The organism is Microbacterium sorbitolivorans (assembly GCF_003327285.1).
Lineage (GTDB): Bacteria > Actinomycetota > Actinomycetes > Actinomycetales > Microbacteriaceae > Microbacterium > Microbacterium sorbitolivorans.
This window is the reverse complement of record NZ_KZ848474.1, coordinates 325,245-345,374: the sequence shown is the minus strand read 5'-3', so window position 1 is coordinate 345,374 and position 20,130 is coordinate 325,245. Positions and strand designations below refer to the sequence as shown.

At 68.8% G+C, this 20,130-nt stretch carries 20 protein-coding genes and 1 tRNA gene; 10 read left to right on the top strand and 11 right to left on the bottom strand.

Annotated features, from left to right (window positions below):
- Positions 1-30 precede the first annotated feature (30 nt).
- From DTO57_RS07310 to DTO57_RS07285, 6 genes are read right to left on the bottom strand one after another with little or no spacing between them, the layout of a single operon-like run.
- Complete coding sequence (locus tag DTO57_RS07310; RefSeq protein WP_114117566.1) at positions 31-1,905, bottom strand: protein kinase domain-containing protein; 1,875 nt, start codon at positions 1,903-1,905, stop codon at positions 31-33.
- Positions 1,902-3,368 (bottom strand): peptidoglycan D,D-transpeptidase FtsI family protein, encoded by a 1,467-nt coding sequence (locus tag DTO57_RS07305; RefSeq protein ID WP_114117565.1) that lies wholly within the window; start codon positions 3,366-3,368, stop codon positions 1,902-1,904. Before DTO57_RS07305 ends, DTO57_RS07310 begins: the two co-directional genes overlap by 4 nt.
- The gene (locus DTO57_RS07300) at positions 3,368-4,759 is read right to left on the bottom strand and encodes an FtsW/RodA/SpoVE family cell cycle protein (RefSeq protein WP_373285656.1); all 1,392 of its coding nucleotides are present in this window, start codon (positions 4,757-4,759) and stop codon (positions 3,368-3,370) included. Before DTO57_RS07300 ends, DTO57_RS07305 begins: the two co-directional genes overlap by 1 nt.
- Complete coding sequence (locus DTO57_RS07295; RefSeq protein WP_114117564.1) at positions 4,756-6,006, bottom strand: PP2C family protein-serine/threonine phosphatase; 1,251 nt, start codon at positions 6,004-6,006, stop codon at positions 4,756-4,758. Before DTO57_RS07295 ends, DTO57_RS07300 begins: the two co-directional genes overlap by 4 nt.
- 8 nt (positions 6,007-6,014) lie before the next feature.
- The gene (locus DTO57_RS07290) at positions 6,015-6,527 is read right to left on the bottom strand and encodes an FHA domain-containing protein FhaB/FipA (protein WP_114117563.1); all 513 of its coding nucleotides are present in this window, start codon (positions 6,525-6,527) and stop codon (positions 6,015-6,017) included.
- The gene (locus DTO57_RS07285; RefSeq protein WP_114117562.1) at positions 6,524-7,261 is read right to left on the bottom strand and encodes an FHA domain-containing protein; all 738 of its coding nucleotides are present in this window, start codon (positions 7,259-7,261) and stop codon (positions 6,524-6,526) included. Before DTO57_RS07285 ends, DTO57_RS07290 begins: the two co-directional genes overlap by 4 nt.
- Positions 7,262-7,438: 177 nt before the next feature.
- On the opposite strand from DTO57_RS07285, the gene DTO57_RS07280 reads away from it, so the two are divergent.
- From DTO57_RS07280 to cspE, 3 genes are all read left to right on the top strand, one after another.
- Positions 7,439-7,522, top strand: a tRNA-Leu gene (locus DTO57_RS07280).
- Positions 7,523-7,900: 378 nt separating this feature from the next.
- Positions 7,901-8,860: an NADP-dependent oxidoreductase gene (locus DTO57_RS07275; protein WP_114117561.1), complete on the top strand. Its 960-nt coding sequence runs from the start codon at positions 7,901-7,903 to the stop codon at positions 8,858-8,860.
- A 251-nt stretch (positions 8,861-9,111) separates the two neighbouring features.
- Positions 9,112-9,318 carry a transcription antiterminator/RNA stability regulator CspE gene (gene cspE, locus DTO57_RS07270; protein WP_114117560.1) on the top strand — a complete coding sequence of 69 codons (207 nt, stop codon included), beginning with the start codon at positions 9,112-9,114 and terminating at the stop codon, positions 9,316-9,318.
- A 56-nt stretch (positions 9,319-9,374) separates the two neighbouring features.
- Here cspE and DTO57_RS07265 read toward each other — a convergent pair whose 3' ends face one another.
- The 3 genes from DTO57_RS07265 to nucS are packed head-to-tail and all read right to left on the bottom strand — an operon-like array spanning position 9,375 to position 12,038.
- On the bottom strand, positions 9,375-10,634 hold the full coding sequence (locus tag DTO57_RS07265; RefSeq protein WP_114117559.1) for a hypothetical protein: 1,260 nt from the start codon (positions 10,632-10,634) through the stop codon (positions 9,375-9,377).
- Between the two features lie 3 nt (positions 10,635-10,637).
- Positions 10,638-11,303, bottom strand: a complete 666-nt coding sequence (locus tag DTO57_RS07260; protein WP_114117558.1) for an HAD hydrolase-like protein — start codon at positions 11,301-11,303, stop codon at positions 10,638-10,640.
- 39 nt (positions 11,304-11,342) lie between these two features.
- The gene (gene nucS, locus DTO57_RS07255; protein ID WP_114117557.1) at positions 11,343-12,038 is read right to left on the bottom strand and encodes an endonuclease NucS; all 696 of its coding nucleotides are present in this window, start codon (positions 12,036-12,038) and stop codon (positions 11,343-11,345) included.
- A 90-nt stretch (positions 12,039-12,128) separates the two neighbouring features.
- Here nucS and DTO57_RS07250 point away from each other — a divergent pair, with 90 nt between their 5' ends.
- The 7 genes from DTO57_RS07250 to DTO57_RS07220 are packed head-to-tail and all read left to right on the top strand — an operon-like array spanning position 12,129 to position 18,521.
- Positions 12,129-15,059: a Na+/H+ antiporter subunit A gene (locus DTO57_RS07250; protein ID WP_114117556.1), complete on the top strand. Its 2,931-nt coding sequence runs from the start codon at positions 12,129-12,131 to the stop codon at positions 15,057-15,059.
- Positions 15,056-15,541, top strand: coding sequence for a Na(+)/H(+) antiporter subunit C (locus DTO57_RS07245; protein ID WP_114117555.1), 486 nt, complete (start codon positions 15,056-15,058; stop codon positions 15,539-15,541). The genes DTO57_RS07250 and DTO57_RS07245 overlap by 4 nt, the downstream gene beginning before the upstream one ends.
- Positions 15,538-17,100 carry a Na+/H+ antiporter subunit D gene (locus tag DTO57_RS07240; RefSeq protein WP_114117554.1) on the top strand — a complete coding sequence of 521 codons (1,563 nt, stop codon included), beginning with the start codon at positions 15,538-15,540 and terminating at the stop codon, positions 17,098-17,100. The genes DTO57_RS07245 and DTO57_RS07240 overlap by 4 nt, the downstream gene beginning before the upstream one ends.
- Positions 17,097-17,678 (top strand): Na+/H+ antiporter subunit E, encoded by a 582-nt coding sequence (locus tag DTO57_RS07235; RefSeq protein WP_114117553.1) that lies wholly within the window; start codon positions 17,097-17,099, stop codon positions 17,676-17,678. Before DTO57_RS07240 ends, DTO57_RS07235 begins: the two co-directional genes overlap by 4 nt.
- Positions 17,675-17,968: an MrpF/PhaF family protein gene (locus DTO57_RS07230; protein ID WP_229730465.1), complete on the top strand. Its 294-nt coding sequence runs from the start codon at positions 17,675-17,677 to the stop codon at positions 17,966-17,968. Before DTO57_RS07235 ends, DTO57_RS07230 begins: the two co-directional genes overlap by 4 nt.
- A complete protein-coding gene (mnhG, locus tag DTO57_RS07225; protein WP_114117551.1) occupies positions 17,965-18,309 on the top strand; it encodes a monovalent cation/H(+) antiporter subunit G in 345 nt (114 codons plus the stop codon). Before DTO57_RS07230 ends, mnhG begins: the two co-directional genes overlap by 4 nt.
- A 23-nt stretch (positions 18,310-18,332) precedes the next feature.
- Complete coding sequence (locus tag DTO57_RS07220; RefSeq protein WP_114117550.1) at positions 18,333-18,521, top strand: hypothetical protein; 189 nt, start codon at positions 18,333-18,335, stop codon at positions 18,519-18,521.
- Between the two features lie 6 nt (positions 18,522-18,527).
- Here the strand turns inward: DTO57_RS07220 and DTO57_RS07215 are convergent, their stop codons facing one another.
- Positions 18,528-18,944, bottom strand: coding sequence for a VOC family protein (locus DTO57_RS07215; RefSeq protein WP_114117549.1), 417 nt, complete (start codon positions 18,942-18,944; stop codon positions 18,528-18,530).
- 91 nt (positions 18,945-19,035) lie between these two features.
- Entirely contained in the window at positions 19,036-20,088 is a 1,053-nt protein-coding gene (gene ald, locus DTO57_RS07210) for an alanine dehydrogenase (protein WP_114117859.1), read from the bottom strand.
- Between the last annotated feature and the right edge of the window lie 42 nt (positions 20,089-20,130).

Sequence of the window (20,130 nt, the reverse complement as noted above, 5' to 3'; positions counted from 1 at the left end):
CCCGCGACTCCGGGGCACTCGCGGCTCCCGTTAGGGCTGGCCCGCGTTGCCGTTGCCCGCGTTTCCGGTGCCGGCGTTGCCGTTGCCGTTGTTCGAGCCGCTGTTCGCGTTGTCGCTCGAGTTCGACGAATCGGTGGGCTCCTCGGTCGGGGTCTCGGTCGGCTCGGTCGTCGGCTCCTCGGAGGGCTCCGGCGCGGCGACCGTCTCCTGCGGCGTCATCACGGCGGGCGAATCCGAGTCGCGCTCGGTGTCGCCGTTGCGGCAGATGGCGGTGTACGAGGCGCTCACGAGCTGCGCGTCCTCGTCGATGACGACCTGCGTCACGTATCCGTCGGCGCCGAAGACGCGCTCGGTCGCGGTCGGGTCGTCGCCCGTGTGGGTCGCACCCGTGAGCGTCACGCGGAAGCCCGCGAGGTCGCCCGTGCCGGTGGGGCACGTGAACGAGTTGTTCCAGCTCAGCTGCACCGTGGATCCGCGCACGAGCTCGTCGGTGTCGAACTGCGGCGCGTCGGTCGGAGCGGGAATCGAGATGAGCTCGTCGTACACCGAGGCGGTCACGACAGTGCCCTCCTCGACGAAGCCGCGCGAGTCGAGCTTGTAGATCTTGCCAACGTCGTCCGCGGTCGAGGCGGCCTCGCCCGTCTCACACTTGAGCGTGATCTTGGCTTCCTGGTCGTGCAGGGCCTGTGAAGCCTCGTCGCAGGTCATGCCCTCGAGGCCGAGAGCCTGCATGTCGACGAGGATCGACGTTGCCGATGGCGTGGGCGTCGGCTCCTCCGACTCGGTCGCGGCCGGCGTGGGATCCTCGGCCGCGGGCTCGTCGTTGCCGCCGAACTGGCCGGAGAGGACACCGTAGGCGGCGCCCGCGATCACGACGACGAGCAGGATAATGAGCGCGATCAGCGGGCCCGTCCAGGGGCTGCGCTTCTTCTTCGGCTTCGGGGCCTGCTCGCCCATCGGCAGCGGCGACGTCGTCGGCATCATCTGCGTCGCGCCGCCCGCGGCGCCCAGCAGCTGGGTGACCTCATCGGCCGCCACGCCGCCCGCGTTCGCGAGCATGGGCGCGGCCGCGATCGCGGCGTTGATGTCGCCGCGGCGCAGGGCGTTGCACGCGCGCGAGACGGCGGCCGCCGAGGCGGGGCGCTCGTCGGGCTTCTTCGCGATCATCGACATCACGAGCTGGCGCACGGGGGCCGGCAGGCGCTCCGACAGGGGCGGCGGCGCGTCGTTGATCTGCGCCATCGCGATAGCGACCTGCGACTCGCCCGTGAAGGGGCGACGGCCCGCGAGGCATTCGTACGCGACGATGCCGAGCGAGTAGATGTCGGTCGCCGGGCTCGCCGGGTGACCCGACGCCTGCTCGGGCGACAGGTACTGCACGGTGCCCATGACCTGGCCGGTAGCCGTCAGCGGCACCTGGTCGGCGATGCGGGCGATACCGAAGTCGGTGATCTTCACGCGGCCGTCGGGCGTGATCAGCAGGTTGCCCGGCTTGATGTCGCGGTGTACGAGGCCCGCGGCGTGGGCCGCCTGCAGCGCCGACGCGGTCTGCGAGATGTAGTCGAGGACGGTGTCGGCCGGCAGCGCGTGGTCGCGCTCGAGGCGCGTCGACAGCGCCTCGCCGGGCACGAGCTCCATCACGAGGTACGCGGATCCGTTTTCCTCGCCGTAGTCGAAGACGCTCGCGATGCCCTCATGGTTGACGAGGGCAGCGTGCCGGGCCTCGGCGCGGAAGCGCTCGAGGAAGCCGGGATCCCCCATGTACTCGTCTTTAAGGATCTTGATCGCGACGGTGCGGCCGATGACGTGGTCAGTGGCTTCCCACACCTCGCCCATTCCGCCGATCGCGATGCGCGAACTCAGCTCGTAGCGTCCGCCGAACGTCACACCCTGGGTTGGCCTCATTGTGCGAGCACCGCCTCCATGACCTTCTTCGCGATGGGAGCCGCGATCGAATTTCCATCTCCTGATTGACCCTGCCCGCCGCCATCGGCCACCATCACGGTGACCGCGACCTCAGGATCGTCTGCGGGAGCGAACCCCGTGAACCATAGCGTGTATGGGTCACCTTCGCCGTTCTCCGCCGTGCCCGTCTTACCGGCAACGTCAACGCCTTCTATTCTTGCATTTGACGCCGCGCCGCCCGCGACGGATGACACCATCATCTCGGTAACGTCTTTGGCGACATCCGCATCGATCGGCGTGCCGTACTCGCTCGGCTCGAACTTCTTCTGCACCGAGAGGTCGTCGCCGACGACCTGGTCGACGAGCAGCGGGTTCATCTCGACGCCGCCGTTGGCGATCGCCGCGGTGTACATGTTCACCTGCAGCGGCGTCGCCGTGATCTGGTTCTGGCCGAAGCCGAGGCGGGCCGTCTGGCCCGCGTCGAGGTCGGTGCCGATCGTCGACGCCGTGGTCGATAGCGGCAGATCGAACGACGAGTTGAAGCCGAACTTCTCGGCCTGCTCGCGGATCGCGTCGTCACCGAGCGCGATCGCGAGCTGCGCCATCGGCACGTTGCAGCTGTACTTGATGGCGTCCGCCAGCGTGACCTTGTCGGACGAGCTGCCGCCGCACGTGCCGTACGGTGCGTTGCCGATCTCGCGCGTCGTGCCCTTCGGCGTATACGTCGCGGTGTTGTCGAACGTGCTGTCCATCGTGTAATCGCCGGACGCGAGGGCCGCCGCCGCGACGACGAGCTTGAACGTGGATCCAGGCTGGTAGAGCTGGTCGATCGCCTTGTTGCGCAGCGGGTCGCCCTCGGCTGCCGCATATTCGTTGGCGGCCGCGTTCGCCGCCGTGCCGTCGTGGGAGGCGACCGCGTTCGCGTCGTAACCCGGCGTCGAGACGAGGGCCAGGATCCGGCCCGTCTTGGGATCCGAGACGACGACCGCGCCGTCGTACCCCTGCGAGGTCAGCGCCTCGTATGCGACCCGCTGGATGTCCGGGTCGAGCGTCAGCTCGATCGAGGATCCGCGGGCCTCCTTGCCGGTCACGATCTGGTTCAGGCGCGCGAGGAAGCTGGTGGGTGCGAGGCCCGAGAGCTCCTGCGTCATCGACTGCTCGATGCCCGTGGCCGAGTTGAGCGCGGGGTTGAACCAGCCGGTGATGCCGGCCCAGATCTCGGAGTCGTCGTACACGCGCTGGTAGCGGTACGTGTCGTTCGTCGCGGTCGAACGAGCGATCTGCTCGCCGCCCGCGATGATGGGTCCGCGGCGCACGTCGTACGAGTCGTACAGGGTGCGCTTGTTGCGCTCATCGCCCGTGAGGGCCTGCGCCTGCACGACCTGGATGACGCTCGTCGAGACGAACAGCGCCAGGAACATGCAGATGACGATGAAGCTCAGTCGACGGATTTCCTTGGTCATTAACCGATCACCGCCCGGGGTTGCCGGCGAACCGCGTCGCTGACGCGCAACAGGATTGCGACGATCAGCCAGTTCGCGAGAAGAGAGGATCCACCCGCCGCGAGGAAGGGGGTCGTGAGGCCCGTGAGCGGGATGACGCGGGTCACGCCGCCGACCATGATGAACACCTGGAGGGCGATCGTGAAGCTCAGGCCGACCGAGAGCAGCTTGCCGAAGTCGTCCTGGCCGGCGACGCCCACGTGGGCGCCGCGGCTCGCGAAGATCAGGTAGAGCGCGAGGATCGCGAAGACGCCCACGAGGCCCAGCTCCTCGCCGAGGCTCGGGATGATGTAGTCGCTTCCGGCGACGGGCGTGATGTCGGGGCGGCCCTGGCCGAGGCCCGTTCCGAACATGCCGCCGTGCGCCATCCCGAAAAGGCCGTTCACGAGCTGGAAGCTGGCGTTCGCGCTGGCGTTGTAAAGGTCGTCGTCAAGCGCATGGAGCCACTGCTCGAAGCGCCCGTGCACGTACGGCATGACGAACGTCGCCGCGACCGCGCCGGCGCCGGCGAGGAAGACACCGATCAGCACCCATCCGGTCTTGCCCGTCGCGACGTAGAGCATCGCGACGAACATGCCGAAGATGAGGATTCCGGTGCCCAGGTCGCGCTGCAGCACGATGATCGCCATCGAGATGAGCCAGATCACGAGCAGCGGGCCGAACTCGCGCGCCCGGGGGAACGTGAAGCCGAGCACCCGCTTGCCGGTCGACGTCAGCGACTCGCGCGTGCGCACGAGGTAGCCCGCGAAGAAGATCGCGAGGCAGATCTTCGCGATCTCGCCGGGCTGGAAGTTGAAGCCGAAGATGCTGATCCAGACGACCGCGTTACCGCCGCCGTTGAGGAACGGGATGAACGGCAACGCCAGCAGGATGATGCCGAGGAAACCGAAGATGTAGGTGTACTTGAACAGCACGCGGTAGTTCGCGAGCGACCAGACGAGGCCGATGCAGAGCGCGATCGACAGCGCCGCGTACAGCATCTGGTGCTCGCCCGCGTTCGACGTGCCCACGTTCCAGTGGGCGACGTACGCGAGGTCGAGGCGATAAATCATCGCCGTGCCGATACCCGTGAGCATGAGCGCGACGGGCACGAGGAACGGGTCGGCCTGCGACGCGCGGATCCGCAACACGATATGCAACGCGAACGCGAGGACGCACATAATGCCGACGACCCCGAGCACCTTCGTGTCGAGCTCGCCGATCGCGCCGAACTGCACGAGGACGAACGCCCCGAGGGTTAGCGCCATGGCGAAAATCAGCAGCACGAGCTCGCGGTTGCGGAGCTGCTGCGGCTTGCGCATGCGCCGGAGCGCGCGCTTTACGCCCCGGTCGGGGGCCTCAACGTCTGTCACTTGTCACCTCCATCGTCGGGCACGAGGGCGCGCAGATTTGCGACAATCTGCTGCGCCTGCTCGAGCGACGCCGCCGGAATCGTGTCCTGAGCCTGGAGCAGCCAGGCGTTCGGCACATCGACCAGCGGAATTTCCGTGTCTTCGTACACCGTTGAGAACGAGATCGGCCCGATCGACTGGTGGATCCCCTGATAGATCACCACGCTGTCGTCGTCGGTACCGACGTAGTAACGCGTCTGCGTCCAGTCGTAGAATGCCCAGCCCGCGCCGAAGATCGCCGCGATGAGCAGCACGATCGCGGTGAAGCCGACGATGCGGCGACGGCGCGCGCGGCGCTTGTCCTCCTCGATCAGCTCCTCGAGGTACTCGGTGTCGGGCTCGAAGTGGCTCGGCTCGTTCGCCGCGGCGCGCTGCGGGTGCAGCCAGCCGGTAGGCAGGAGCGACCGCGACGCGGCGATGCCGACGCCGTTAGGGTTCGACGCGGATCCGACGATCGTCGGGGTGCCGGTGTACAGGGGGTGCTGGCCGCCCACGTCGACGATGACGAGGGTCACGTTGTCTGGGGCGCCACCGTCGAGCGCCTGCTTGAGCAGGGCGTCGGCCGTGCGCGCCGGGGGCATGTGCCGGCCGAAGACCTTCGCGACGTGCGACTCGTCGACGACACCGGAGAGGCCGTCGGAGCACAGCAGCCAACGGTCGCCGGGGCGCGTCGGCATGATGAAGGTGTCGACCTCGGGGTTCGCGTCCATGTCGCCGAGCACGCGCATGAGCACCGAGCGGCGCGGGTGGTAGCGCGCCTCCTCCGGCGTGATGCGGCCCGTCTCGACGAGGCGCTGAACGAAGGTGTGGTCGGTCGTGATCTGCGTCAGGGCGCCGTCACGGAAGAGGTAGATGCGGCTATCGCCGATGTGGCCGATGACGGCGTACTCATCGACCATGATGATGCCGCTCACGGTCGTGCCGAGCCCCGCGAGCTGCGGGCGCTCCTGCGCCGCCTCGATGAGATCCTGCGCCGTCGACGTTATCGTCGTGCGCAGGGCGACCTCGGCCTCGGCCGTCGTGTCGTAGTGGTGGTCGAGGTGCTGGAGCCGGTCGATCGCGATCGCCGAGGCGACGTCACCGCCGGCGTGACCGCCCATGCCGTCCGCGACGACAAACAGGTTCGAGCCCGAATAGCCCGAATCCTGGTTGTTGGAACGCACGCGACCCGTGTGGCTGATCGCGGCGCTGGAGCCCTGGAAGACCATTCCCGGGGTTATCCTCGCAACTCAAAGGTCGTCTGGCCGACCGTAATCGGGGCGCCGATTCGCACCGCGACCGGGGAATTCGGCGTGACCTTCGCGCCGTCGTGGAAGGTGCCGTTCGTCGAATCGAGATCCTGAATCATCCACTGATCCGCGTATCGCACGAGGCGCGCATGATGGCTCGACGTGTAGTCGTCGCGGATCACGAGGCCCGACTCGGCCGAGCGGCCGATCGTCAGCGGATCCGAACCGAGGGGAATCTCGAGGCCCGCGCGGGGGCCCGCCGTGATGACGATGCGGTTCGCCGACGCGGCCGTCGCCTGTTGCGAGGCGGGCGCCGGGGGAGGCGTATCGACCGCGACGGGGCGCGGGGCCGCGGACGCTGCGACCTGCGGCGGATGCTCGAGCTTGCGCACGCGGCCGCCGAACACGTCGGCGCGGAGCGCGAAGATCAGCACGAAGACGAACACCCACAGCAACAGCAAGAAGCCGTACTGCAGAACGAACAGAGTCAGCTCGCTCATCGCTGCCCCCTCTGGAAGTCGTCAATAATCTGCGTGGCGTTCTGCTGGCCGGCCAGCACCTGGCGGCCCGCGTGAGACGCGAGCACACGGAACACAATATTCGTCCGGCCGATCGTGATCGTCTGACCGTCGGCGAGAAGCGCCTTCGACACCATCTGGCCGTCGAGCCGGGACCCGTTCGTGGATCCGAGATCGTGAACCATGCCGCGCTTGCCGTCCCACAGCACCTCGACGTGGCGGCGGCTCGTGCCGGCGTCGGCGAGGGGGATGTCGGTGTCGGATCCGCGGCCGATGACGGTGCGCGCACGCGTCACGGGATAGCGGCGGCCGTCAATATCGAGCGCCGCCTGCCAGACGACGTCGCCCTGCACCGCCGAGGAGGTCACTTGAAGGGTGCCCGCCTGTACATCGTCCGACGTGCGGAGCGAGACCGTCAGCGGGCCCGAAAAGGTGTAGCCCTGCGATGTGCCGTGCTCCTGAGCCTTCGCGTGCAACTCCTGGCGAAGCGCCGCCCCCAGGCCCGACAGCCGCTCGGCGTCGGCGGGGCTCAGCAGAACCTCGTACGAATTCGGCGCCAGAATGCGGTCGCGGCCGATGACCTGGGCCGACGTATCCATCTCGCGACGAAGCGCCGCGACGATCTCCACAGGCTGGACGCCGCTACGGAAGGTCTTCGCGAAAGCGCCGTTTACGGCGCGCTCGAGGCCCCTTTCGAAGCTGTCAAGCAATCCCACAGTGCTCCTTGGGGTCGGACGGGCGGATAGCGTCATGGTACTTGGAGGCCCTGACATCCCGAATCCAACCTCAGGATGATTCCACAGAAACCACGCGCGGGCGACACGCTTTCGCGGTGGGCCGTGGCGCCATGCTATGCTGACGAGGTTGGGTATCACCCGGCAAAAACTTCACACGCGCAAGTGGCGGAATCGGTAGACGCGCTGGCTTCAGGTGCCAGTGTCCTTACGGACGTGGGGGTTCAAGTCCCCCCTTGCGCACTCGAAATCGGGTCCCCCTGGTCGCGGCTGTTGCCGCTTCCAGGGGGATTTCTCGTTGTCTCTATCGCGGGGGCGACCCCGCGGGGCCCGGTGTGCGGCGCTGCGCGCGCACGGGAGTCGGAAGAATCACCAGACTCGGGGATCCTGGGCGGAAGGCTCCGAGTCTCGTGATTTCTCCGAGGTTCGTGGCGCGGGGTGGTGCGCTGTGCGACGCTTTGCGCGCACGGGAGTCGGAGGAATCACCAGACTCGGGGATTCTGGGCGGAAGGCTCCGAGTTTCGTGATTTCTCCGAGACTCGTGGCGCCCGCGTGGGGCGCACGGGCGTCACGCTCGGTCATCGCGGAATGAATTGGGGGCCGCCCGGCGATAGTGATCGCATGAGCAGATTCGTGCAGCAACAGGTCATTGGTGATCCCATCGAGCTCGAGATCGTGGAGCGCGACGAACCTCACGCGGGGCCGGGGGAGGTGCGGGTGCGCGTGCGTGCCGCCGGACTCAATCCCGTCGATTGGAAGGTCGCGGCCTCGCCCGAGGTCGCGGGATACTTCGGCGTGACGGCCCCCTCCGGCTTCGGAAACGACTTCGCCGGCGTGATCGACGAGGTCGGCGACGGGGTCGATGACTTCGCGGTCGGCGATCGGGTCTTCGGAGGGGCACGCGGCCGCGCGCTCGCCGAGCACGTGATCGTGCGGGTCGGATCCGACACCCTCGTGCGCACCCCCGATGCGGTTTCCGACGAGGTCGCCTCGACTCTCGCGATCGCGGGCCGCACCGCGGCCGCGACCCTCGCGGCAGTCGGCGTGACCGCACCCGGCGCCGCACCCGCACCCGACGCAACCGCACCCAACACAGCCCTCACCCTCCTCGTCGGCGGGGCCGCGGGCGGCGTCGGTGTGTTCGTCGTGCAGCTCGCCGTCGCGGCCGGCGCGACCGTCATCGCGACCGCCTCGCCCGCGAACCACGACTTCCTGCGCGATCTCGGCGCGATCCCCACCACCTACGGCGAGGGGCTCGCCGACCGGATCCGCGAGCTCGCGCCCCGCGTCGACGCCGCGATCGACCTGCAGGGCACCGCGACCGTCGAGGCGGCGCTTGAGCTCGGCGTCGCCCCGGAGCGCATCGCGACCATCGCCGCGGGCCCGACGCCCCCGGGAGGTGCGGTCGCGACTGGCGGATCCGACGCTGATCCGGGCGCGCTTGCGCGGATCGCGGACGCGATCGCGGCGGGATCGCTCATCGTCCCGATTCAGCAGGTTTTCCCACTCGAGGGCATCGACGAGGCCATCGCGGTGCTCCGCGGCGGCCACGTGAGGGGTAAGGTCGTCGTCACCGTCTGACCCGCGTGGCCCCGCGCCGCTTCGGAGATTGGGCGTGTCCGAGACGGCGCGGATGCGGCCATGTATCCTGGAATGAGACGTCCTCTCTCGGTCGTCCGGCCCTCACTGTTTCCCCCCAACGGTGAGGGCTGTTTCTTTTTCCGGCGGGTAAATCTTCGCTAAACCCTGTTGTAAAGCAGGTTTCGTGAGCTAGCGTTGGGCACGTCGGCACGAAATTGTGACGGCATTCGCTCCAAAAGGAATGGCAGTACATGAGCACGCAGGGCACCGTGAAGTGGTTCAACGCTGAGAAGGGCTTCGGCTTCATCTCCCCCGACGAGGGCGGCCAGGACGTCTTCGCGCACTTCAGTGCAATCAAGATGGACGGTTACCGCTCGCTGGAGGAAAACCAGCGCGTGGAGTTCGACGTGACGCAGGGCGACAAGGGCCTCCAGGCCGAGAACATCGTCGCTATCTGAGACTTTCAGACCCGGGCCTCGCACCTCCTAGAGATGCGGGGCCTTTCTGTATGCGGTCAACGGCGGCGCTTGCGGTCCTTCGCGAGCGTCGTCGCCTCTTCCGCGTCGCGCCTCGCGCGGCGGGAGGCGTCGAGCGCCTCGATCGGATCCTGCGCCTGGCGGGCGAACGCGAGCTCGCGCCGCGCGCTGTCGAGCCGCACCCGCGCGTCGATCTCGGCGCCCGTGACGACTGCCTCCGCGCGGGCGAGGGCGCTGCGCGCGGCGGCGAGGGATCCGGGGAGCGCGCTTCGCGCCCCGCGCAGCTGCTGCTGCTGCGTGCGCGAGTCGGCGAGGGCGATGTCGAGCTGGTCGCGCAGGCGAGCGATGCGCTCGTTCGCCGCGACGGGGCGGCGCTCCGCGATCTGCATCGCCGAGTCGAGCGCGGCCGACGAAACGCGGATCGCCTCGGCGAGCTTCGGCGCGTGCGCCGGATCCGCCGCCAGCTGCGTGCCGGCGGCCGCGCGGATCGCGGCGGCGGCGCCGAGCTGCTCGTCGCCGACCGCGAGGGTCGCGTGCTGCACGAGGCGGTGCGTCTCCTCGAGGAGCTGCGAGGCGTTCTCCGCCCGCGCGAGCGCCTTCTCGCACGCCGTGAGGTCGTCGCGCGCCGAGAGCGCCGGATCCGCTGCCTTCTCTTCCGCGGCGCGGAGGTGCTCGCACGCCTCGGCGAGGGCATCGCGGGCGGCGGTGTCGGCGTCGGCGGCGTCCTCCCACTCGCTCTCGTCGGCGATGCGGGCGAGCTCCTCGCGCAGCGCCGAGGGGTCGCCCATGCGCTCGGAGATCTCGTCGAGGCGCTGGCGGGCGACCTCGACCTGCTCGGCCGCGGTGGTGTTCTTCGCGAGCCACGCTTCGTTCTCGGCGCGGGCCTTCGTGATGACGTCGAGCGCCTTCTGTACCGCGATCGTCAGTCGCCTCGACTCGGCGACCTGGTGCGGTGGCAGATTGCCCTCGGCGGTCACGGCGCTATAGGCGGCGAAGGCGTCGTCGCGCGTGTGCTGCGCCGTGAGGCGCGCGCGGCGGAGCGAGGCCGGCGGCCGGCCATCGTAGAGCGCGCTCGACATGCCGATCTCGAGCTCCAGCTCCTCCGTCGCGTCGTCGAGACGCACGACGAGCGCGCCGAGGTCAGCGAGCGCGCGCTCCGCACGGATCCGGGCGCGCTTGCCGCGGCGCGCGATGCGCACGACGACGACGAGGAGGATGACGACGACGGCGATGGATCCGAGCGCGATCAGCGCCGGTACGCCCCATTCGGCGACCAGCTCGGTCGTGGTCTCGAGCATCGCTTACCCCAGCAGGACGTCGCGAAGATCGGCCGGGCGGTCGAGGGCGAGGATCGACCCCGCCTCCTCCTCGGGCGATCCGAAGCCCCAGCGGGCGAAGATAACGGGCACGTCGAAGCCGCGGGCTCCGTCGATGTCGTGGTGGCGGTCGCCGATCAGGACGGGGCGTGAGACGTCGACGCCGCGGGCGCGCATGTCGTCGAGGGCGCGGCCGAGCACGTCGGCCTTCGTGTCGTTGACGCCGGGCGTCGGCGTGGCACCGTGCACCGCGACGAAGAGGTCGGTGAGGTCGAAGTGCTCGAAGATCGCCTCGATCTGGTTGCTGGGCTTCGTGCTCGCGGTGGTCTGCGGCACGCCCGCGGCGTGCACCTCGCGGATCACGTCGACGACGCCGTCGTAGAGGCGCACGGAGTTGGCGTAGCCCTGCTCGCCCGCGAGGCCGCGGTAGCGCGCGACGGCGACCACCGCCTCGTCCTCGGAGAGGCCGGCGAGCTCCTGGAACGACTCGAGCATCGGCGGGCCGATCCAGCGATTGACCTGGTCCGCGGGGATCGACGGCTTCCCGAGTTCGCCGAGAACGATCTCGATGCGCGGCAGGATGCCGGCAGAGGCATCCGCGATCGTTCCGTCAACATCCCACAGCACACACGAAAAACGCGAACTCCCCATGGCCCCCATGCTAGCCGAGCCCGGGGGAGGGGCCTCCGGTCAGAACAGGGTGGGGACGCCCGAGTCGATGCCCTTCATGCGCTCGTAGTCGAGCACGAGGCACCGGATCCCGCGGTCTTCCGCGAGCACGCGCGCCTGCGGCTTGATCTCCTGGGCGGCGAACACGCCGCGGATCCCCGTGAGGAGCGGATCCCGGCCCAGTAGGTCGAGGTAGCGCGTCAGCTGCTCGACGCCGTCGATCTCGCCGCGGCGCTTGATCTCGACCGCGATGGGCACGCCGTCGGCGTCGCGGATCATGAGGTCGACCGGGCCGATCGCGGTCGGGTACTCGCGGCGCACGAGGCTGGATCCCTCGGCGACGAGGTCGACCTGCTCGGCGAGGAGGCGCTGGAGGTCGGCCTCCACGCCGTCCTTAATAAGGCCGGGATCGACGCCAAGCTCGTGGGTCGTGTCGTGGATGATCTCGTGGATCCGCACCGTGAGGGTGTCGCCCGTCTTCTGGTGCGTGACCTTCCACGCCTCGATGACGCCGGCGCTCGCGAGCTCGTCGTCGACCTCGATCTGGTCGAGCCGGCACGGCGGGCTCATCCAGTTGAGGGGCTTGTAGCTGCCGCCGTCCGAATGGATCAGCAGGGATCCGTCACCCTTGTGCATGAGCACGCGGGTCGCGAGGGGCAGATGAGCGTTGAGTCGCCCCGAATAGTCAACGGAGCACTGAGCAATGACGAGGCGCACATCTTGACATTAGCGCCGAGGTAGTACTCACTTCCCGATAAACTAGACAAAACCCGCCGCCCGACGCACGACGACGAGGAGTCCTCACTGATGATCGCGATCCTTGTCGTCTTCGGGATCGCCAGTGTCGTGCTCGTGCCGCTTACGCGGATCCTGGGGGCGCGCGTCTTCTACGCCGCGGCGCTCGTGCCGATCGCCGGCATGATTCACGCCCTCGTGCTCGGGCCCCGGGTCTTAGACGGAGACATTCCGTTCGAGGCATATAGCTGGATCCGGCCGCTCGGCGTCGAGGTCTCGATGCGCATGGACACGCTCGGCTGGGTCATGACGCTTATCGTCACCGCCGTCGGCGCGCTCGTGATGATCTACTGCCGCAACTACTTCCGCGGATCCAAAGAGGGCGTCGGGCGCTTCGCCGGCGTGCTGATGGGCTTCGCCGGCGCGATGTACGGCCTCGTCCTCACCGACGACCTCATCGTGCTCGTGATGTTCTGGGAGATCACGAGCGTGCTCTCGTATCTTCTGATCGGCCACACGTACTCCCGCGCGGCCTCGCGTCGTGCGGCGCTGCAGGCGCTCCTCACGACGACGCTCGGCGGCCTCGTGATGTTCGTCGGCGCTGTGATCCTCACGGTCGTCGCCGACACGACGAGCATCGACGCGATCCTCGCGGCCGCCCCGACGGGGCCGCTCGTCGACGCCGCGCTCGTGTGCCTGCTCGTCGGCGCGCTCAGCAAGTCGGCCATCTTCCCATTCCACTTCTGGCTTCCCGGCGCCATGGCGGCGCCGACGCCCGTGAGCGCGTACCTGCACGCGGCCGCGATGGTGAAGGCGGGCATCTACCTGCTCGCGCGCTTCGCCCCGGCCTTCGCCGAGGCGGGCCCCTGGCGCCCGATCCTCGTGACCCTCGGCATCTTCACGATGCTGCTCGGCGGCCTGCAGGCGCTGCGCGAGGTCGACCTCAAGCGCGTGCTCGCCTACGGCACCGTCAGCCAGCTGGGCTTCATCTCGGTCGTCGTCGGCTACGGCGCCCGCGACACCGCCCTCGCCGGCATCGCGCTCGTCGTCGCGCACGCGATGTTCAAGGCCGCGCTCTTCCTCATCGTCGGCATCATCGACCGCCAGCTCGGTACCCGAGACATCGACAAGCTCAGCGGCGTCGGTCGCCAGGCGCCGACGCTCATGGTCGTCTCGATCATCGTCGCCGCGTCGATGGCGGGCGTGCCGCCGCTCTTCGGCTTCGTCGCGAAGGAGGCCGCTCTCACGAGCCTCCTCGACGAGGCGATCGGCGGATCCGCGTGGGCGCTGGTCGCGCTCGTCGGCATCGTCATCGGAAGTATGCTCACGACGGCATATGCGATCCGCTTCGTGTGGGGCGCCTTCGCGCGGAAGAAGAACGCCGACGGCGGCTTCTGCGACGACACCGCCTGGCCGGATCCGCCTATCGGCTTCATGTTCAGCCCGATCGCGCTCGCGGCGGCGACGCTCGCGGGCGGCTTCGCGGCGCCGTTCCTCGGCACGCTGCTCGAGCCGTACGCCGACCTCGCGGGCGAGGGGCACTATCACCTGGCGCTCTGGCACGGCCTCGAGCCCGCCCTCGGGATGTCGGCCCTCGCGATCGGCCTCGGCGTGCTCGTCTTCTGGCTGTCGATCCGCACGGGCTGGGACCGCAAGCCGAAGCTGCTGCCCTTCCACGCCTCCGACGTCTACTACGTCGTCACCCGCGCGATCGACCGCCTCGCGGTCTTCGTCACGGGCGTCACCCAGACCGGATCCCTGCCGATCTACGTCGGCACGATCTTCGTCGTGCTCGTCGGCGCCGAGGCGGCCGTCTTCTTCTCGGGTGGCGAGTGGTCGTTCTCGCTCGACGCGTGGCAGCACCCGGTGCAGCCGATCGCGGCGGCGCTCATGATGATCGCCGGAATCGTCGCGGTGCGCGCCCGCAAGCGCTACACCGGCGTCGTGCTCGTCGGCGTCACGGGCCTCGGCATGGTCATCTTCTTCGCCTTCCTCGGCGCCCCCGACCTCGCGGTGACGCAGGTGCTCGTCGAGTCGGTCACGCTCGTGGCCTTCACGCTCGTGCTGCGCCGCATCCCCTCGCGCATGGGCAGCCATAACGGATCCGGTCACCCGATCCTGCGCGCCGTCACCGGCATCGCGGTCGGCGCGACCATGGCGGTCGTCGCGGTCGCGGCCGCGGGCGCGCGGATCCACGAGCCGATCTCGACCGAGTGGGCCGAGCTCGCCTACCAGATCGGCCACGGCAAGAACGTCGTCAACGTCGCCCTCGTCGACCTGCGCGGCTGGGACACCATGGGCGAGCTCAGCGTGCTCGTGCTCGCCGCGACCGGCGTCGCCTCGCTCGTGTTCGTCACGGCGCGCGCCGACCGGCTCGTGGCCGCGCGCGAGAAGATCAAGAAGCACATCCCGAAGCGCGCGCGGCGCGGCGTGCGCCACCGGCCGCTCGTCGAGACGCCCGAGGGGCTGCGGCTCGAGCAGGGCAACCACCGTAGCGGGCGCCGCGCCTGGCTCGTCGGCGGCACGACTCTCGCGTCGGAGACGCGCTCGATGATTCTCGAGGTCATCGTGCGGATCTTGTTCCACACGATCATCGTGATTTCGATCTACCTGCTCTTCGCGGGCCACAACCTGCCGGGCGGTGGCTTCGCGGGCGGCCTCGTTGCGGGCCTCGCCCTCGTGATGCGATACGTCGCGGGCGGCCGCTATGAACTGGGTATCGCCGCCCCGACCGACGCCGGTCGGCTGCTGGGCTTCGGCCTGTTGCTCGCGGTCGCGACGGCCGCGGCCCCCATGCTCGCGGGCCTCAACCCGCTGACGCGCGCGGTGTGGGAGGCCGAGATCCCGGTCATCGGCCACATCGAGTTCGTCTCGTCGACGTTCTTCGACATCGGTGTCTACCTGGTCGTGATCGGCCTCGTGCTCGACGTGCTGCGCGCGCTCGGATCCGAGGTCGACCGCCAGATCAGCGAGGGCCACGCGACGGAAGGAGCGCGCTCGTGACCGTATCCGCGACTCTCGTCATCGTCATGGCGGTGCTGTACGCCGCCGGCGTCTACGCGATGCTCGAGCGCAGCCTGACGCGCGTGCTCATCGGCTTCCTACTGCTCGGCAACGCGACGAACCTGCTGCTGCTCATCTCGATGGGCTTCCCCGGCGTCTCGCCGTTCTACGGTGCCGCGGGCGCGAGCGACCCGCTGCCGCAGGCGCTCATGCTGACGGCCATCGTCATCACCTTCGCCGTGAGCGCCTTCCTGCTCGCGCTCATCTATCGCTCGTGGCAGCTCGGCGAGGCCGACACGGTCTTCGATGACGAGGAAGACGTCTCGCTGCGCGTCCGCGCGGAGGAGACGGAGGACGCACTCGACGTCGAGGAGGAGTCGGCCGAGACGGGCGACGAGGAGACCACCGACTTCACCGACGGACTGGTGGAGCCGATCACCGCCGCGTACGACCTCAACCGTGGCGAGGAGCCGACCCCGTGAGCCTGCTCGTCCCCCTCTTCGTCATCCTCCCGCTCGCGGGCGCGGCGCTGACCCTGCTGCTCGGGCACCGAAGCCGCGCGCAGGTTCTCGTCTCGGTCGTGACGCTCTCGGCGACCTTCATTCTCGCCGCTGTCATGCTCGTGACCGTCGACTCGGGCACGCCCCTCGCCGTCTCGGTGGGCGGCTGGCCGCTGCCGTTCGGCATCGTGCTCTACGTCGACCGGCTCGCCGCGATGCTCGTTGCGGTCTCGAGCGTCGTTCTCCTCGCGGTGCTGTTGTTCTCGGTCGGGCAGGGTGCCGCGGATGGCGACTCCGAGACGCCGATCTCGATCTTCCACCCGTCATACCTGATCCTGTCGGCCGGTATCTTCAACTCGTTCATCGCGGGCGACCTCTTTAATCTGTACGTGGGTTTCGAGATCCTGCTGGTCGCCTCGTACGTCTTGATCACTCTCGGATCCACCGAATCCCGCATCCGCACCGGCACGGTATACATCGTCGTCTCGCTCGTATCGAGCATCGTCTTCCTCTCGGCGATCGCCGTGATCTACGCCTCGCTCGGCACCGTCAACATGGCGCAGATCGCCGAGCGCATGGACGAGATCGCGCCCAATGTGCAGATGATGCTGCACGTCATGCTGCTCGTCGGCTTCGCCGTCAAGGCGGCCGTCTTCCCGCTGTCGTTCTGGCTTCCCGACTCCTACCCGACGGCCCCGGCCCCCGTCACGGCCGTCTTCGCGGGCCTGCTGACGAAGGTCGGCGTCTACGCGATCATCCGCACCGAGACGCAGCTCTTCGCGGGTAGCGACCTCAACCTCGTGCTCGCGATCGTCGCGATCGCGACGATGGTTATCGGCATCCTCGGCGCGATCGCGCAGGCCGAGCTCAAGCGGATCCTGTCGTTTACGCTCGTGAGCCACGTCGGCTACCTGATCTTCGGCATCTCGATCGGCACGGCCGAGGCCATCGGCGCGACGGCCTACTACGTCGTGCACCACATCGTCGTGCAGACGACGCTGTTCCTCGCGGTGGGGCTCATCGAGCGCTTCGCGGGCTCCACCTCGATCGTGCGCGTCAAGGGCCTGCTCAAGGCGGCGCCCCTCATCGCGGTGCTGTACTTCATCCCGGCGCTCAACCTCGGCGGCATCCCGCCGTTCTCGGGCTTCATCGGCAAGTTCGCCCTCTTCGAGGCGGCCGCCGACGTCGGCACCGCGGTGATGTGGGTCGCGATCGGCGCCGGCATCCTGACGTCGCTGCTGACGCTCTACGCGCTCATGCGCGCGTGGAACCTCGCGTTCTGGCGCGGGGGCGAGGAGGCCGCAGACCTCGAGGCCGAGGCCCGCTTCAGCTACCTGTCGAGCGCGCCGGCGGCCGACGAGCAGCGCGAGCGCCGCGTGATCCCGAAGGTCATGACGGGCGCGACGCTCGGCATGGTCGCCGTCACGGTCGCGCTGACGGTGTTCGCCGGGCCGCTCTACGAGGTGTGCGAGCGTATCGGCGAGGCCCTCCTGCAGCCCATCTCGCTCGTAGAACTCGTCGACGTGGAGCAGACGACATGACGACACCACGCGCACAGGTCAAGCGGCTGTGGGTGCAGCTGCCCTTCTTCATCTGGCTCGTCCTGCTCTGGATGCTGCTGTGGGGGCAGTTCACGTTGCTCGCCGCGTTGACGGGCGTCATCGTCGCCGTCGTCGTGACGAACGTCTTCCGGCTGCCGGCGGCGGAGCTCAGCGGCCGCGTCAACATCTGGTGGCTCGCCGTCGCGGTCGTGACCTTCGCCGGGCACCTCGTTGCCGGAGCGCTGCAGGTGGCGTGGCAGGCGCTGACGCCGAGGCCCACGCCGACGGCGATCATCCGCAGCCCCCTGCGCATCGACGACGATCTCATCATGACGCACGTCGCCGTGGCGCTGTCTCTCGTTCCTGGTAGCACCGTGATCGAGTCCGACCGCACCAACCGGGTGCTGTTCATGCACGTGCTCGGCGTGACCTCGGCCGAGGACGTCGAGAAGTTCCGCCGCGACGCGCTCGGATGGGAGAAGCTCATCGTGCGCGCCGTCGGATCCCGCGAACAGCTGCGCCTCGTCATGAGCGACGCGCCGCTCTTCACCGAGCGCCGATTGGAGGAGGGCCTGTGACCGTCAACTCCGTTCTCATCGCCGCGATCGCGGTGGTCTTCGCGGCCGCCGCGCTGCTCGCGATCATCCGCATGATCAAGGGCCCGTCGATCCTCGACCGCGCCATCGCGAGCGACGTGCTGCTGAGCGAGGTGCTCTGCATCCTCGGCGCCGAGGCCGTGATCAACAAGCACATGTACACGCTGCCGATCATGCTCATGATCTCGGCGACCGGCATCCTCGGCACCGTCGCGGTCGCCCGCTTCGTGGCCCGCCGCGACCGCGCCAAGCTCAGGGAGGACGAGCGATGACCGACACCATCGCCCTCGTGCTGGTGCTGCTCGGGTCGATCCTGAGCCTCACCGCCTCTATCGGGCTGCTGCGCTTCAGCGACGTGCCCGCCCGCCTCCACGCCGCCACGAAGCCTCAGGTACTCGGCGTCATCCTCATCGCGCTCGGCGTCGCGGTTGCGCTGCACACGTGGCCGGCCGTCGCCTTCCTGATCCCGATCGTCGTGATCCAGCTCGCGACGGCGCCGATCTCGGCGCACATGGTCGCCCGCCAGGCCTATCGCAACGGCAGCATCGACCACAACACCCTGCTCGTCGACGAGCTCGCAGACGATATCGAGGCACAGCACGACGCCGGTTAAGGCGCCGCGCCTACGCTGATCGAATGGGATCCGACAAAAAGAAGGCCAAGAAAAAGGGCCCGAAGAAGAAGTGCTGCAAGTCGAAGCCGCGCTGTAAGCGCTGCCCGATTCGCATGCTCGCCGAGGGGCGGCTGGATCCCGACCTCGCCCGCGAGCTCTTCCGCAACGAGCGCAACCGCGAGCAGGCGAAGAAGGCGAAGCTGAAGGTGTAGCTCCGCTCAGCCCTGCTCGTCGCCGCCGCCCTCGAGCATCCAGGTCACGCCGAACGGGTCGATGACCTCGCCGAACCAGGATCCCCACGGCGCCTTCTCGAAGGGCATTGATCGGGATCCACCTTCGGAGAGCCCGCGGAAGAAGCCCTCGAGTTCGTCGCGATCGTCGCCGTAGAGGCAGATGACGACCTTCGGGTTGTCGGCGGACCGTTGCTGCTCGCCATCGGCGACCATGATCGTGACGCCGCCTCCGACCTCGAGCTGCCCGTGCATGACCCAGTCGGGGTCGCCGCCCATGCCGTCTATCGGCAGGTCGCGGTAGTGAGTGATGGTCGTCTCGCCGCCGAGAATGTTCTGGTAGAAGGCGAGCGCCTCCGTCGCGCGGCCGTCAAGCATGATGTACGGCGCCTGCTTGAATCCCATGATGACCCCTCCCGATGATTGCCGGGACCGGTTGTCCCGGACGAAGCGATCATGACACAGGCGGGCGACATCCGGAAGGGGCCAGCGCGGGCTACCGCAGCGCCGGCAGCACGATCTCACCGCCGCGCACGTTGACGCCGTCCGTCAGTGGACGATCCCACTGGTCCGCCGCGAGGCGCCGCACGTACGGCAGAGTCGCGTTCGTCAGCGCCCGCGTCGCCGTCTCCGGCACCGCGCCGGGCATGTTGGCGACGCAGTAGAAGAGCGAGTCGTGCACCCGGAACGTCGGGTCGTCGTGCGTCGTCGGGCGGGATCCCTCGAAGCACCCGCCCTGGTCGATCGCGATATCGACGAGCACGGATCCAGCGCGCATCCCGCGCACCATCTCGTCGGTGACGAGCTTCGGGGCGGCGGATCCGGGGATCAGCACGGATCCGATCACGAGATCCGCGGACGCGACCGCGTCGGCGATCGCGAGCGGCGTCGAGACCCGGGTCGAGAGACCGTTGCCGTAGCGTGCCTCGAGCTCGCCGAGGCGGTGGGTGTCGACGTCGAAGACCGTGACCTGCGCGCCGAGGCCGAGGGCGTTCGCCGCGGCGTTCTCGCCCGCGACGCCGCCGCCGATCACGACGACGCTCGCGCGCGGAACCCCGGGGACGCCGCCCAGCAGGGTGCCGCGGCCGCCCTGCGAGTGCATGAGGTGGTAGGCGCCGACCGAGACCGACAACCGCCCCGCGATCTGGCTCATCGGGGTGAGCAGGGGCAGGGATCCGTCGGCGCGCTGCACCGTCTCGTACGCGATGGCGGTGGTGCCGGCGGCGACGAGCGCGTCGGTGAGCGGGCGGTCGGCGGCGAGGTGCAGGTACGCGAAGAGCGTGAGGTCGTCGCGGAGGAAGCTGTACTCGCTCGCGACGGGCTCCTTCACCTTCAGCACGAGGTCGGCGCCGTTCCAGGCCTCGGACGCGGAGCCGACGATTCGCGCGCCCGCCGCCGCGTAGTCGGCGTCGGCGATTCGGGATCCGGAACCCGCGCCCGCCTGCACGAGCACCTCGTGCCCGTCGCGGACGAGCGCGTCCGCGCCGCTCGGGGTGAGTGCGACGCGTTCCTCGTTGTTCTTGACCTCGGTGGGTACCGCGATTCTCATCATGACCTCCTCGTCAGACACCTTGTGGGTGTGAGATGAGCA

Coding starts and splice junctions, on each gene's coding strand:
- DTO57_RS07215 (WP_114117549.1), bottom strand. CDS start 18,944: ATGGGATTCAAGCAGGCGCCGTACATCATGCTTGACGGCCGCGCGACG.
- ald (WP_114117859.1), bottom strand. CDS start 20,088: ATGAGAATCGCGGTACCCACCGAGGTCAAGAACAACGAGGAACGCGTC.
- cspE (WP_114117560.1), top strand. CDS start 9,112: ATGAGCACGCAGGGCACCGTGAAGTGGTTCAACGCTGAGAAGGGCTTC.
- DTO57_RS07250 (WP_114117556.1), top strand. CDS start 12,129: ATGATCGCGATCCTTGTCGTCTTCGGGATCGCCAGTGTCGTGCTCGTG.
- DTO57_RS07305 (WP_114117565.1), bottom strand. CDS start 3,368: ATGACCAAGGAAATCCGTCGACTGAGCTTCATCGTCATCTGCATGTTC.
- DTO57_RS07275 (WP_114117561.1), top strand. CDS start 7,901: ATGAGCAGATTCGTGCAGCAACAGGTCATTGGTGATCCCATCGAGCTC.
- DTO57_RS07310 (WP_114117566.1), bottom strand. CDS start 1,905: ATGAGGCCAACCCAGGGTGTGACGTTCGGCGGACGCTACGAGCTGAGT.
- mnhG (WP_114117551.1), top strand. CDS start 17,965: ATGACCGACACCATCGCCCTCGTGCTGGTGCTGCTCGGGTCGATCCTG.
- DTO57_RS07265 (WP_114117559.1), bottom strand. CDS start 10,634: ATGCTCGAGACCACGACCGAGCTGGTCGCCGAATGGGGCGTACCGGCG.
- DTO57_RS07260 (WP_114117558.1), bottom strand. CDS start 11,303: ATGGGGAGTTCGCGTTTTTCGTGTGTGCTGTGGGATGTTGACGGAACG.
- DTO57_RS07220 (WP_114117550.1), top strand. CDS start 18,333: ATGGGATCCGACAAAAAGAAGGCCAAGAAAAAGGGCCCGAAGAAGAAG.
- DTO57_RS07235 (WP_114117553.1), top strand. CDS start 17,097: ATGACGACACCACGCGCACAGGTCAAGCGGCTGTGGGTGCAGCTGCCC.
- DTO57_RS07295 (WP_114117564.1), bottom strand. CDS start 6,006: ATGGTCTTCCAGGGCTCCAGCGCCGCGATCAGCCACACGGGTCGCGTG.
- DTO57_RS07290 (WP_114117563.1), bottom strand. CDS start 6,527: ATGAGCGAGCTGACTCTGTTCGTTCTGCAGTACGGCTTCTTGCTGTTG.